The sequence below is a fragment of the Rhizobium sp. LARHSG275 genome (genome assembly GCF_052871115.1).
Genome location: NZ_JBIXJN010000008.1, coordinates 1 through 12,635, shown reverse-complemented (window position 1 = coordinate 12,635; position 12,635 = coordinate 1). Strand labels below are relative to the sequence as shown.

Below are 12,635 nucleotides of genomic sequence, written 5' to 3'. Positions count from 1 at the left end.
GTTCGGCTCGATCATCGCGGTCATTCCGTTCTGACCGCGCTGCGTCCCGACACGGCCGTGACGGCAATGCCGTAGAAGACGTGAGGAGAGCCATCGGGCATAGGAAGCTCCTGGGGCTTCATAGAGCCGATCTCCCACCAGTCCGAATACTTTTGGAGAAGCGACCACGCATAGAGCCTTTCGCTTCGTCGCGAGTCGCTGTCCGGAAACTCCTCGAACCTGCCTTCGACGACGATGCTCGTCCACCCGCCACTGCTCGAACGCTGCTCGACGTGAAGACAGACCTTGTCGTTCCCCCGCATCCAGTCGAGCTTCTTGCCGGGCATGGTGAAGCTATAGGCGACGCCGCCGGAAAAGGCGAAATAGATCGCCGCCACGTAAGGCTGCCCATCCTTGCAGCAGGCGAGATGACCGAAGCGTTCGTTCTCAAAGATTCGGTAGCACTCACCGGGATTGATCTCCGTCAGCTTGATCGTCATGGCCTTTTCCTCCAGCTTTAATCAAGGCACGATCATAGGAGCTTCGTCGCGCCGCGGCCTTGACAAAGCGCAATGCGAACTCGCTCTGCCGCATGCACCATCACGGCAGTTTAACCTCAGGAGGCCAGCATGAAGCCGCAGTTCCATCTTCCGTTGTCGACCTACCCCGACCCGAGTTCCTTCACCATCATCGACAACGCAATCGACCTCGCTCGGCACAACGACGCCGATCTCGTCGCCAGCATCCCACGAGTCCGGATCCCCCAAGTCCATCAGCCCTTTCCCACTTTTATCGATGTCGACACATGGCGGGAACAAGCAGAGGGGTATAGCCGGGACAGCGGGACTTCGCTGCGGGCACACGTCGCCGACGCTGTTTCGGAAACTGGCTTCGACGTGCGAATCCACGGATTCGAGGTCAGGGAACCGTTCGTCTACGAACGTTTTTCCGAAATCGCCAGGTGCCACGACCTGTCCATCGTCGAGGCTTCGGAACTGTCCCGCCAGCTTTCCGAGACGCTGCTGTTCGGGAGCGGCCGACCCCTCGTGCTGTTTCCTGCGACCAGCGTCTGCTCTCGTGTGGACACGATCGCCGTTGCCTGGGACGGCAGCGCCACCGCGGCGCGCGCCCTTTCCTGCGCACGCATCTTCATCGAGCGCGCGACCAAGGTGCAGGTCATCTCGATCACCGACGACAAGGAGGTCGACGAGGCGAACCGCGCACTCCTGATCGCCTCGTTGAAACACTCGGGATTCGACGTAGAGAACGTTTCGATCCAGGCAGGCGGCGAGACCGCGACAGCCGCCATCCAATCGGCCGCGCTCGAACGAAAGGCCGACCTTCTGGTCGCGGGCGGATTTGGCCATTCGCGGCTTCGTGAATTCATCCTTGGCGGCGTCACTCGGGAACTGCTCGTCAAAGCCGAACTGCCGGTGCTTCTCGCCCACTAAAGGGCGCGAAGGGCGTTGAGGATGACGGCAACGTCGATGACCTCCTGAAGCAATGCGCCGCCGACCGGCGGAAGGTATCCCGCTCCCGCGAACCCCATCGCGAGGAGCGAGAGACCTATGCCGGCATAGATGCTTTGAAGCGCGATCTTGCGGGAACGACGCGCGATCCAGATAGCCTTCGCTATCTGCGTGAGGTCGTCTCGGACGAGCACGATATCCGCAGCCTCCGCAGCCGCCGCAAGATTCTCGACGCCGACCGCGATTCCGACGTCGGCCGCCGCCAGCGCTGGCGCGTCGTTCACGCCGTCGCCGACCATCAGCACTTTCCCGTGGACGCGCTCCTGTTCGACGACTGCGACTTTGTCTGCGGGAGCGAGCCTCGCCGCGACGTCGTCCAAGCCAAGCGAGCGGGCTATGACTGTCGCGATAGCCAGTTCGTCACCGGAAGCCAGGACTACTCGAGAGATTCCAGATGCCCTGAGCTGGGCGACGAGTTGGACAGCATCTTCGCGAAGCCGGTCTTCGAGCATGATCGTGCCAGCCGGCGTGCCGTCAAACATCACCTTGACACGCATTGCGCTGATTGACCCGTTCGGCTCGGATGGCGGCGCTTCTCCGAAATACGTGTCTCCTCCGACGCCGACATGCACGCCATCGACGATGCCGGAAATTCCGGATCCGGCGGTCTCGGTCACCTCCGATGGGCGGCTCAGTACCAACCCACGTTTATGCGCCTCGTCCACCAGCGCGCGTCCGACCACATGCCCCGACGCCTGGTCCAGCGAGGCGGCGAGCCGCAGGATCCTGTCGGGGTGTTGCGGTCCCTCGATGTGGCCAACTTCCGGCTGTCCCGCGGTGAGCGTCCCAGTCTTGTCGAACACCGCCACGGTGGCCTGGGCGAGAGCATCGAGAGGTCCCGCGCCCTTCACCAGAACGCCCTCCTTGGCGGCTTTTGAAGTGCCGGCCGCAAGCGCGACGGGTACGGCAAGGATCAACGGACAGGGGGTGGCGACGACCAGCACGGCCACGATCCTTGAAAGGTCTCCGGACATGAATGCCGAGCCTCCTGCAATCGCCACCGTGGCGAATAGGAACCAGACCGAGAACCGGTCGGCCAGGCGCATCAGCTTCGCCTTGGAGCGCCTCGATGCTTCCACGAGCCTGACTATGCCGGCATAGGTGCTGTCCTCGGCGCGGCTCAGAACGCGAATTTCGATCGCGTCCCCCTCGTTCGTGGCGCCGCTCGAAATTTTGCCATCCCTGGCGATGCGCACCGGGAAAGGCTCTCCGGTCAGCACCGCCTGGTCGATCGTCGCGACTTCGCCAACGAGAGTCCCGTCGGCCGGTATGACGTCACCCTTGCGTATCAGGAGCACGTCGCCGACCGCGACCGTCTCGATCGGAATTTCGTCGAAACCGGTTCCGGCAAGCCGCAGGGCCGTCCGCGGCACTTGCGCCAGCAAGGCCGACATGCCCTCGTCGGCGCGACGATGTGCGTATGCCTCCAGAAACTGACCGCCGGAATACATGAGACCGACGATCGCTCCAGCAAGATATTCGCCGAACCATAAGGAGGAGCCCATGGCCAAGGCCGCAATCAGGTCCAGGCCATATTCCTCTTTCCGCAGCTTCCTGGCCATCTCGGTACAAAGAGACAGCAGGATCAAGCTGGTGCAGCCTACCAGGATTAATCGATATCCAAGGCCGTAATCCGCGAGATGAAAAGCGAGTGCAGCCGCAAGCGCAAGGAGCGACGACAGCACCAGAAAGCCCGACCGGGAGCTCCCGTTCCTCAGTCGCGAGAGCCTGGCTTGAGGGTACGTCCACCTGCCCGCCCTCCAAACCGCCGCTGTAACCACCTCTCACCCTCCCATCAATCCGGAAGCCTCAGCGAAACGACTTTGCGCAATCGATGCAGAACGGCGTATAGGGAACCGCAGTTAGCCGCTCCTTGCCGATCGGATGATGGCATTTGACGCATCGCCCATATGTGCCATCGTTCAGCCGGTCGATAGCCGCGTCGATGGCCGCAATCTGGTCGCGCCCCTCGGCTTGCATCTCGCGGAGAACTTCGTCGTTCTCAACCTGGGTCGCGCGCTCCTCGCTGTCCTTCTCGAGCGCCACGCAGAGGTCCGCATCGATCGCTCCGAGACGACGGACAAGATCCTCCTTCATCGTCTGCAACACCGTCTGTACCGAGCTTTTGTTCATTTTAATCGCCTTTCAATCATGCCGGATCAATTTGGGTCCACACGCGATGCCGTCGTAATACCGAACCAAACGCACCGCCTTCGAAACGCCGTGACCGCATATGCCGCGGTCACAAGTCGTCTGCAGCATATCTCAACGCGATCGGAGCTCCTTGATCCCGGTCAATGCCGCCTGCGCAGGGGCACATAGGCTGTCGCGCGAGCTTTCAGTGAAATCGTTGCCACAAGCCCGGAGCCCATGATGAATCTCACGGCACAGACACCCGCCCCCACCACACCTACGGTGATCGGTCTGACCGAGGTCGAGGCCGCGGAACGCCTTGCCGAGTTCGGGCCAAACACGCTGCCCGAGCCTGAGCCTCCATCGCCGCTGAAGGTGTTCCTCATCCAATTTCGCAACCCGATCATTTACATTCTTTTGCTGGCGTCGGCACTCTCGTTTGCGACCGGCAGGATCGAGGACGCCCTGTTCATTCTCGTCGTGCTTCTGATCAATGCCTCCATCGGCACGTATCAGGAGTATTCTGCGGATCGGGCGGCCGCCGCCCTTCGCAAGCTCGAGCAGCCGTCGGCCAGGGTCATCGCCGCCGAGTTGGGAAGAGCCGATTCCTCGCAGCCTCCGCTTGTCGCCCGTCTGCTGAAGTTCACGAACGCGCTCGCTCTTTTCGTAGGATTGGCGGCATTAGTGCTGGTCGTCGCCGGCTTCATGCGGGGCCTCCCTCTGCACGATCTGGTCATGATGTCGGTAGGTCTGGCGGTGAGCGCTGTTCCGGAAGGCCTTCCGATCGCCATCTCCGTCGCGCTTGCCGTGAGCATGCGGCGGATGGCCGCCCGCAACGTCATCGTCCGAAGCATGCCGGCGGTGGAGGCCCTGGGTTCGATTACGATGATCGCCACGGACAAGACGGGTACCTTGACCAGCAACGTGCAGACGGTGACTGAAATTCGCCTGCCTGATGGCACGGACATCGCTCTGGACGCCCATGCCGATCTCGACAGGTGCGAGATCAGGGCGAGCGGCCTGGACGGCGGCCTGGTCCGCGAGAGGGCGCGCAGGCTGCTGCGCGCACTGCTTGCAAACGAAGGAACCCTCGTCCGCCGGGACGACCGCGATCGTTCATCCCGTGTTGCTTGACGAAGATCAAAGACGTCAGCGCATGTGCCGTTATCCTTTCGATATCCAACAAGAGAGGTGATCGAAATGTCCATTCGCACGGTATTGAGCATCCTGAGTTCCAAATATTTCGATGAAGATCTGAAGGCCGCCGTCGAGTTTTGCGGAGCCTCAGGAGCGCATCTCAGCGCGGTCGTGATCTGCATGGGCGCGTCGCCGATGATGGGAGAATACAACTCCCTGTCGACCGTCTGGCTGGAAGAACGCCAGCGCGAAATCGAGGAACTCGTCAAGAAAGCCGAAGAGATCAAGGCGTCTCTCTCGCGCACCGACCTGTCCTACGACGTGCAGGACGTCTATACGGAATATGCTTTTGCACGGGAGGACGTTGCAGAACGGGCGCTCTACGCCGACGTCGTTCTCGTCGGCCGCCAAGCGTGCAAGGACGAGGAACTCCAGAAAAGGGTCATGGATGGCGCTCTGTTCCATACGCCGACGCCAATCATCATCAACCGCGGACGGCGGCCGCTCTCTTCAACTTCAAAATCGATCGTACTGGCGTGGGATTCGAGCGACGAGGCGTCGCGTGCTGCAAGGCAGGCCCTCGACCTGCTGAAGACGGCGGACTGCGTCTACGTGACGATGGTCGATCCGGTCTCGCGAGAGCGGGTGAATGGAGAAGAACCAGGCGCCGACATCGCGAGCTTCCTGTCCCGTCACGGGGTCAAGGTTCAGGTGGATCGCGTGGCCAGTGGCGGAAACACCGCCGACGAGGTCCTGAGGCGGCATGCGATGGACGTCAACGCGGATCTGGTCGTCATGGGCGCATACAATCACCCTCGCTGGCAGCAGACGCTCTTCGGAGGCGTGACGCGCAACATGATCGAGCAAAGCAGCATGCCGATTTTCATGGCGCATTGACTGAGTGAGGAACATGGCCGCGGAACATTTGCGGTCATGGCCGCCCAGTGGTGCGGCATGGCGCGTTCAACACGATCGATGTTGGCCGTCCGGATGTCACCCGCGTTAGGCTCCGACGGCGCCGACACCACCGCCCAATCGGCATCAGCTAAAGACGGTGATTGAAGATGACGCCATCGATCACCAAGTCAGGTCGATGCAATTGGACGGGCACAGGATCGTGGCGCAAAAGCCCATCGCCGATCATTCCCTAGTCGGGCAGTGAGACGACGTCTGGCTGATAGCGCGGCGCCCTTGACAGGTTCCTGATCGGGGAACGGTTCCTCGCCGGGTACCTCGGGCTCATTGAGATCGCTTGCATTTTACCGGTTTACCGGCCTCGAAAGATCCAACGTCGTATGCACGTCCACGGGAACTTGACGCCACCCGATCCCTCTAAACGGATCCGGACGCCATCCCCACCCCGGCCAGGACCATCCGACCGGCCTCTTCGCCCAGCGCCGCCGGGACTGTCCGAGCGCCACGCACGGTCACGCGCCGAGGGTTCCGCCCATCAGCATCAATGCTCAGACCGCGAAGCAGAATCTCGCTTCCATGACAGACCGCGAGCGCTCCGATCGGCGTTCGGCACGAGCCGTTGAGGGTTCGAAGGAAGGCACGCTCGCAGCGAACGGCATCGGCCGTGCTTGCATCGTTTAGAGCTGATACCAGTTCAGTTATTCGGTCATTCGCGACGACATTCTCGATACAGATGGCTCCCTGCGCGGGCGAAGGTGGGAAATCGCGCGGGTTCAAAATCTCCGTCGCGGCGTCGGACATGCCCAGTCGGTTCAGTCCCGCCATCGCAAGCAGCGTCGCGTCAACAACCCCACTCTCGAGCTTCTGCAGCCGCGTACCGACGAATCCCCGAAATGGGACGATATCTAGATCTGGCCGGTGCATTGCGACAAGCGCTGCGCGTCGGATCGACGATGTACCGACCACGGCGCCAGGCGGCAGCTCCCACAATCGATATCCGCTGCGTGAGATCAACACATCGCGCACGTCCTCCCTCGGCAGGAACGCGCTGAGGTGCAGCCCGTCCGGAAGGGTCGTGGCGACGTCCTTGGCCGAATGCACCGCAAGATCGAGGTCTCCCGAAAGGAGCCTTTCCTCCAGTTCAATTGTAAAAAGGCCTTTCACTCCGACCTCTGGCAACGGCCGTTCGTCAATCCGATCGCCTCTGGTCGTCAGAGGCACGATCTCGAAGCAGTCACCAGGAAGACCGTGGTAGGCGGCGAGCCGGCCGGCCACCTCCTTCGCCTGGGCAAGCCCAAGCGGGCTCGCTCGCGTACCGATCTTGATTTGGTTCTGTGCAGCTCCTCCCAACTTCATCAGGCGGCATCCTGTTCGGGCTGGGTGGCGACATTGAACTGCAACTCCGCGAGTCTTGCGTAAAGTCCCCCCTGTCGAACTAGCGACGCATGTGTACCCTCCTCCACGATCCTGCCCTTGTCCATGACCAGGATGCGGTCGGCATTGAGAACGGTGGCGAGCCGGTGCGCAATAACGATCGTCGTCCGACCGCTCATGAGTCCTTCCAATCCCCGTTGAACGAGCTGCTCGTTCTCGGCGTCCAACGAGGCGGTCGCTTCGTCGAGAAGGAGGATTGGAGCATCTTTGAGCAGCGCGCGTGCAATCGCTATCCTCTGGCGTTGTCCTCCGGAGAGCGTCAGACCGCGTTCGCCGACGACGGTTTCATATGCCTTTGGAAGCGCGGCGACAAAGGCGTCCGCCCGCGCTTTGGCGGCAGCCGCCCCTATTTCCGCCTCCGTGGCGTCAGGACGACCGAATGCGATGTTTTCAGCGATCGAGGCGCCGATGATCGTCACGTCCTGCGGGACGACGGAAATCTCCTTCCGAAGATCTTCGGGCGTGGTCGATCTGATATCCCGCCCGTCGATCGCGATGCTGCCCGAGTAGTCGTCATAGAAACCGAGCAACAACGAGAGAACGGTACTCTTCCCCGATCCCGATGGGCCGACGATCGCGACCGTCTCGCCGGCCACGACCTGCAGCGAGAGGCCTCTAAGGACTTCTCGTTCAAGCGAGCCAGGATAGGCGAAATGGAGATCCGCGATCTGAACGTCGCCCCGTACCTGACCGATCGGTCTGACGGAACCACGCTGACGGACGCTCCCTTGTTCGTCCAATAGCTCGAAAAGCCGTCCAGCCGCTCCGGCAGCCTGGGCCATTTCGCCCCAGACCTCGGAGAGCGACCCGAGCGAGCCCGCCGCGATCACGGCATAGATTAGAAACTGACTGAGATTACCGGCAGAAAGCGTTCCGCTAAGCAGGCTGTGCGCCCCAATCCATAGCACTCCGACGACGCTTCCGAATATTAGAGCGATTGCCACCGCCGTAAGGACTGCCCGCGAGCGCGAAGCGACGACTGCGCTTCGATAGGACTCCTCTATATCCTTTGAGTATCGGCGACAGGCGATCTCCTCGCCGTTGAATGCCTGGACGGTGCGGCTTCCGGCTATGATTTCGGCCGCGTAAGCGGATGCATTGGCCAGGGCGTCCTGAGCGGCCCTCGACCGCTTCCGAACCGAGCGTCCGAATACCACCAGCGGGGCCACGACTAAGGGAATGGCGCCCATGGTGATCGCGGACAAAGCGGGGCTTGTGACGAACATCATGGCAAGAGCGCCGACGCAGAGGATGGAGTTTCTCAACGCTACGGATGCGGCGAGACTCGTCGCTGTCTTAATGTGAGCAGCGTCGGCGGTCAGCCGCGAGGCGATTTCCCCCGACCGGTTTGCATCGAAGAAACTCGCGGGGAGACGGGTGATCTTGTGGAAGGCCATTATCCGGAGATCGCCAACGATCCGTTCCCCAAGCGTCGTGACGAAGTAGTATCGGCAGGCGCTTGCTACCGCGAGTCCGATCGCGAGGATCATTAGCATCATGAAGTAACGGTTGACGAACGCGCCATCAGCCTGGCTGAAGCCATTGTCTATCATCCTGCGAACCGCCAACGGGAGCGCAAGCGATATCAGAGCCGCACAGGTCAGCGAAACACCCGCGCACACCACCAGCGGCCGATGATTGCGAAGCAATGGTCGCAAACGCATCAGGCCGCCGATCCTCCGCTTCGCGGAATTTCCCCCGCATGTATCCGTGGCGCCTTCCAACGGGCCGGCGGAACGGCAGTCGTGCTTTGCAATCATCAATGTCTTGGTCTCCGACTTCATTCCGTGGCACTCTTCTTCTGGGAAGGCGGCTCTGTCTTTGATCGCGATCAATAATAATGGCGATACATCCTCGTCTGCCGGAGGCGCGATCCCGCACCCGAGACCTGAAAAAACGTAGAGGGCTGCACGACGTCTGAATTTAGCAAGCAGACGATGGGTCATGCCTTCGTTAGAGAACGGAAGTGTCCTCAATGCATCAGGCAACGTGCCTTGCGAGCGCGCAGCGTGACCAAAGCGAATGCAGCGCCTCGACCAGATGGGCGATATCGGCGTCGGAATGCAGCGGCGTCGGCGTGATGCGCAGGCGCTCGGTCTTCTTCGGCACGGTGGGATAGTTGATCGGCTGGACATAGACGCCGCAATTGTCGAGCAGCAGGTCGGAGATCCACTTGCACTTGGCCGCATCGCCGACCAGCACCGGCACGATATGGCTCGGATTGGGCATATGCGGAATGCCGCGCTGGTCGAGCAGCGCCCTCAGCTTGCGGACGCGGTCCTGATGGCGGGCGCGCTCGAACTGGCTGATCTTCAGGTGCTGGATCGAGGCAACGGCGCCGGCTGCGAGCGCCGGCGGCAGCGCCGTGGTGAAGATGAAGCCGGAGGCAAACGAGCGGATGAAATCGCAAAGCGCCGTCGAGGCGGCGATATAGCCGCCCATCACCCCGAACGCCTTGCCGAGCGTGCCCTCGATCACGGTCAGCCGGTCCATCAGCCCTTCGCGCTCGGCAATGCCGCCGCCGCGCGGGCCATACATGCCGACGCCATGCACTTCGTCGAGATAGGTCATCGCCCCATATTTGTCGGCGAGGTCGCAGATTTCCTTGATCGGGGCGATATCGCCATCCATCGAATAGACGCTCTCGAAGGCGATCAACTTCAGCGCCTTCGGATCGGCGGCCTTGAGCTTGGCTTCGAGATCGGCCACGTCATTGTGCTTCCAGATGACCTTGTCGCACTTGGCATAGCGGATGCCCTCGATCATCGAGGCATGGTTCAGCGCGTCGGAGAAGATGATCAGGCCGGGGATCTTGGCGCCAAGCGTGCCGAGCGCTGCCCAGTTGGAGACATAGCCTGAGGTGAAGATCAGCGCGGCTTCCTTGCCGTGCAGATCGGCAAGCTCACGCTCGAGCATGACGTGATGGTGGTTGGTGCCAGAAATATTCCGGGTGCCTCCCGCACCCGCGCCACAGTGGTCGATGGCGTTCTTCATCGCCTCGATCACCTTCGGATGCTGGCCCATGCCGAGATAGTCGTTGGAGCACCAGACCGTAACTTCCTTTTGGCCATCCGCGGTGTGACGCGTCGCGCGGGGAAAATTGCCGCGGTGACGTTCGAGATCGGCAAAAACGCGGTAACGGCCTTCGCTATGAAGCCCGTCCAGCTCGTCTTTGAAAAACGCTTCGAAATCCATGTGCACGCTCCCTGTTCGATTCGAGCAGTACATTGCGGTGGTTGCGGCGTATTTGATCCTGATCAAGTTGGGTGAAAGCTGAACACCGACTGGCGAGCGCATCGGACCAGTCACGAGATTCCCCCGTTCCAATCGCTGTGGAAAACGGCAATCCGTTCGCGGCGATCGGAATCGACACCACGGGAAGAAGCTCGATCGACTGGGGAGCCTACGGCGTCCCGGAAACATTTATTATCGATCGCACGGGACGAATCCTCTTGAGACATGTCCGACCGATCGACGAGAAAAGCCTCACGATTGATTTTCTGCCCATTTTGGAAGAGATCATTGCCGCCGAATGAACGCTGCCTCTGCCAGCCATGTTTGACCTCCATCAAGGAAACGGCCTCGCCTATTGAGTATGTCGATTTGGCGGGTCGGGATTTTCCCGTGTCAAGGGGGGAAACTTGACAGAGGCTCGCTCGGTTTTGGGGCGCAACACCGAGCGAGCCTCCTCGCGTCAAATTCACTCTCACCAACGAGCGCCAGCCGAAGCCGCGCCGCCAGGCGCGGGCGGCAGTGCCGCAAGCTTGAGAATTTCGGGTGTCCAGAATCTGCGAGATTGTCTGGTTGAGGCAAGCGGCGATTTCACTAAATCTTTGCGAGATTCGGCTTGAACACCAGCGGGCGAGCATAAGATGGTTTATCGCCGCATATGCTCCGACATCCAGAAATTGGTCTCCGCGGATGTGCGGATATTGGTCGGCGCTTTAAACAGCATAGAGGCGCTGTCTCAACCCACCTCGGTCCCGGTCAGCCGAGCGATCTGGAGCCGGTCACGATAGGCGCCGACACCCAGGCTTTCGACCAGGGTGCGAACAGCCTTTTGCTTCAGCTCCGACTCGACGTTGCCATCGAGTGTCACCTGGCCGTCCTTGACGGTCACCTGGATCTTCTGAGGCGTTATCCCCAGGTCCGACCTCAGGCGCGTTCGGACCGCCAGCTTGATCGATTCATCTCCTTTTGGCAGCGGCGCCGTCTGGGCGTCGATGATCAGGCCGAGGATGTCCCTGCGGCTGACAATCCCGACTAGGCGCCCGTCCTCGACGATCGGCAGCCGCTTGATCCGGTGCGCCTGGAGGCTTTCGGCGATATCCGATACCTCGCTGTCGGGGCTCGCCACGATCACATCTTGAGACATGACATCGGCGACACACCAGCCATTGCTGGAAATATATCGCTCAAGATCGATCTCGGATATGATTTCGGGTGCGCGGGCGGCGCGGGGAGCGAAGCGGATCTCTCTTCGCAGCAGCAGGTCGCCCTCCGTAAGCATTCCGCAGACGCGGCCTTCGTCGTCAATGACAGGAAGGCCGCTGACGTTGTTGTGCATCATGACAGCGACAGCGTGGCGTATACTGACTGCTGGACCGATCGACACCACCTTCGTGGTCATTATGTCCTTCGCCTGCATTGTCCTGCCTCGTTTATAGGAATTGTTGCTGCGACGACGATAGGACGACCGCGTCGAGCCGCCATTGATCTCCGTCAAATAGTGCGATTTCTGTGAAGCATCTCGCTCAGCTTCGCTTGTTCATCGGCCGTCAGCTTGCTGCCGGTCGGTTTGCCGGCCCTGTTGCGGGCAAAGACCAGCAGTGACAGCCCGCCCACAAGCACCAGCAGCAGCGGTGCGCCCCAGAGCAGCCCGGTTTTCATGCTGATACGCGGTTTCAAAAGCACGAATTCACCGTAGCGCGAGACGATGTAGGTCAGCACCGCCTCGTCGCTGTCGCCATCGCTGATGCGCTCGCGCACCAGCAGGCGCAGGTCCTTGGCCAGATCGGCGTTGGAATCGTCGATCGACTGGTTCTGGCAGACCATGCAGCGCAGCTCGGCCGAGAGAGCGCGAGCGCGGGCTTCCAAAGCTGGATCGGCCAGCACCTCGTCGGGATTGACGGCGAAGGCGGAGACGGGCGTGAAGAGGACGAAAAGGACGATGAGGAGCCGGGAGAGAAGCCGCATTCCCCTTCTCCCCTCGGGGAGAAGGTGCCCGACAGGGCGGACAAGGGGGCCACCCTTCGCAGCACAGGCGACCTTTCGCTTGCGCTCAAGCTCCTCGCAGCTCCGCCGCTCGGCCCCCTTGCATGTTCAAACTGCATCCGTTGATGATGGGTGCGACCCCTGGGGGATGGCCATCCCCCAGGGGTCGGACGGGCGGGACCGTAACCCCCTTGGCGTGAACCGGGGATGAGCCTGGTCCGCCCGTCCTTCGCGTTTGTCCTGAACAGATAGTGGGGAGCAGGTCCCGTATGCAAGGCAAGGTATCGTCCGAAC

At 61.2% G+C, this 12,635-nt stretch carries 11 protein-coding genes and 1 pseudogene; 4 read left to right on the top strand and 8 right to left on the bottom strand.

Annotation, left to right across the window (positions count from 1 at the left end; all coding sequences use genetic code 11):
• Positions 1-20 precede the first annotated feature (20 nt).
• Complete coding sequence (locus ACIPSK_RS12145) at positions 21-479, bottom strand: pyridoxamine 5'-phosphate oxidase family protein (RefSeq protein ID WP_162116422.1); 459 nt, start codon at positions 477-479, stop codon at positions 21-23.
• 129 nt (positions 480-608) lie between these two features.
• Here ACIPSK_RS12145 and ACIPSK_RS12140 point away from each other — a divergent pair, with 129 nt between their 5' ends.
• Entirely contained in the window at positions 609-1,430 is an 822-nt protein-coding gene (locus ACIPSK_RS12140; protein ID WP_162116421.1) for a universal stress protein, read from the top strand.
• On the opposite strand, the gene ACIPSK_RS12135 is transcribed toward ACIPSK_RS12140, so the two are convergent.
• Positions 1,427-3,289 carry a heavy metal translocating P-type ATPase gene (locus tag ACIPSK_RS12135; RefSeq protein ID WP_162116420.1) on the bottom strand — a complete coding sequence of 621 codons (1,863 nt, stop codon included), beginning with the start codon at positions 3,287-3,289 and terminating at the stop codon, positions 1,427-1,429. The two genes, ACIPSK_RS12140 and ACIPSK_RS12135, sit on opposite strands and share 4 nt — an antisense overlap.
• 28 nt (positions 3,290-3,317) lie before the next feature.
• Complete coding sequence (locus ACIPSK_RS12130; protein WP_017965688.1) at positions 3,318-3,641, bottom strand: TraR/DksA family transcriptional regulator; 324 nt, start codon at positions 3,639-3,641, stop codon at positions 3,318-3,320.
• 237 nt (positions 3,642-3,878) lie between these two features.
• On the opposite strand from ACIPSK_RS12130, the pseudogene ACIPSK_RS12125 reads away from it, so the two are divergent.
• Positions 3,879-4,748 (top strand): annotated as a pseudogene (locus tag ACIPSK_RS12125) (HAD-IC family P-type ATPase); the annotation flags it as partial.
• Between the two features lie 93 nt (positions 4,749-4,841).
• Complete coding sequence (locus ACIPSK_RS12120) at positions 4,842-5,675, top strand: universal stress protein (RefSeq protein WP_162116419.1); 834 nt, start codon at positions 4,842-4,844, stop codon at positions 5,673-5,675.
• Between the two features lie 435 nt (positions 5,676-6,110).
• Here the strand turns inward: ACIPSK_RS12120 and hemC are convergent, their stop codons facing one another.
• The 3 genes from hemC to hemA form a co-directional block, all read right to left on the bottom strand.
• Positions 6,111-7,049 carry a hydroxymethylbilane synthase gene (hemC, locus tag ACIPSK_RS12115; RefSeq protein WP_162116418.1) on the bottom strand — a complete coding sequence of 313 codons (939 nt, stop codon included), beginning with the start codon at positions 7,047-7,049 and terminating at the stop codon, positions 6,111-6,113.
• The gene (locus ACIPSK_RS12110; RefSeq protein ID WP_246709697.1) at positions 7,049-8,791 is read right to left on the bottom strand and encodes an ABC transporter transmembrane domain-containing protein; all 1,743 of its coding nucleotides are present in this window, start codon (positions 8,789-8,791) and stop codon (positions 7,049-7,051) included. Before ACIPSK_RS12110 ends, hemC begins: the two co-directional genes overlap by 1 nt.
• Before the next feature lie 316 nt (positions 8,792-9,107).
• Positions 9,108-10,322 (bottom strand): 5-aminolevulinate synthase, encoded by a 1,215-nt coding sequence (hemA, locus tag ACIPSK_RS12105; RefSeq protein ID WP_162116417.1) that lies wholly within the window; start codon positions 10,320-10,322, stop codon positions 9,108-9,110.
• Positions 10,323-10,393: 71 nt separating this feature from the next.
• Here hemA and ACIPSK_RS12100 point away from each other — a divergent pair, with 71 nt between their 5' ends.
• Positions 10,394-10,663 carry a hypothetical protein gene (locus ACIPSK_RS12100; RefSeq protein WP_162116416.1) on the top strand — a complete coding sequence of 90 codons (270 nt, stop codon included), beginning with the start codon at positions 10,394-10,396 and terminating at the stop codon, positions 10,661-10,663.
• 431 nt (positions 10,664-11,094) lie between these two features.
• Here the strand turns inward: ACIPSK_RS12100 and ACIPSK_RS12095 are convergent, their stop codons facing one another.
• Together ACIPSK_RS12095 and ACIPSK_RS12090 are read right to left on the bottom strand one after the other, a co-directional pair.
• The gene (locus tag ACIPSK_RS12095; RefSeq protein WP_162116415.1) at positions 11,095-11,775 is read right to left on the bottom strand and encodes a CBS domain-containing protein; all 681 of its coding nucleotides are present in this window, start codon (positions 11,773-11,775) and stop codon (positions 11,095-11,097) included.
• A gap of 74 nt (positions 11,776-11,849) precedes the next feature.
• Positions 11,850-12,323, bottom strand: a complete 474-nt coding sequence (locus ACIPSK_RS12090; RefSeq protein ID WP_446532931.1) for a cytochrome c-type biogenesis protein — start codon at positions 12,321-12,323, stop codon at positions 11,850-11,852.
• Positions 12,324-12,635 lie beyond the last annotated feature (312 nt).

Excerpts from the sequence above, each read along its gene's own strand:
- ACIPSK_RS12130 (WP_017965688.1), bottom strand. The coding sequence starts at position 3,641 with ATGAACAAAAGCTCGGTACAGACGGTGTTGCAGACGATGAAGGAGGAT.
- ACIPSK_RS12090 (WP_446532931.1), bottom strand. The coding sequence starts at position 12,323 with ATGCGGCTTCTCTCCCGGCTCCTCATCGTCCTTTTCGTCCTCTTCACG.
- ACIPSK_RS12140 (WP_162116421.1), top strand. The coding sequence starts at position 609 with ATGAAGCCGCAGTTCCATCTTCCGTTGTCGACCTACCCCGACCCGAGT.
- ACIPSK_RS12120 (WP_162116419.1), top strand. The coding sequence starts at position 4,842 with ATGTCCATTCGCACGGTATTGAGCATCCTGAGTTCCAAATATTTCGAT.
- ACIPSK_RS12145 (WP_162116422.1), bottom strand. The coding sequence starts at position 479 with ATGACGATCAAGCTGACGGAGATCAATCCCGGTGAGTGCTACCGAATC.
- ACIPSK_RS12110 (WP_246709697.1), bottom strand. The coding sequence starts at position 8,791 with ATGCGTTTGCGACCATTGCTTCGCAATCATCGGCCGCTGGTGGTGTGC.
- hemA (WP_162116417.1), bottom strand. The coding sequence starts at position 10,322 with ATGGATTTCGAAGCGTTTTTCAAAGACGAGCTGGACGGGCTTCATAGC.
- hemC (WP_162116418.1), bottom strand. The coding sequence starts at position 7,049 with ATGAAGTTGGGAGGAGCTGCACAGAACCAAATCAAGATCGGTACGCGA.
- ACIPSK_RS12095 (WP_162116415.1), bottom strand. The coding sequence starts at position 11,775 with ATGCAGGCGAAGGACATAATGACCACGAAGGTGGTGTCGATCGGTCCA.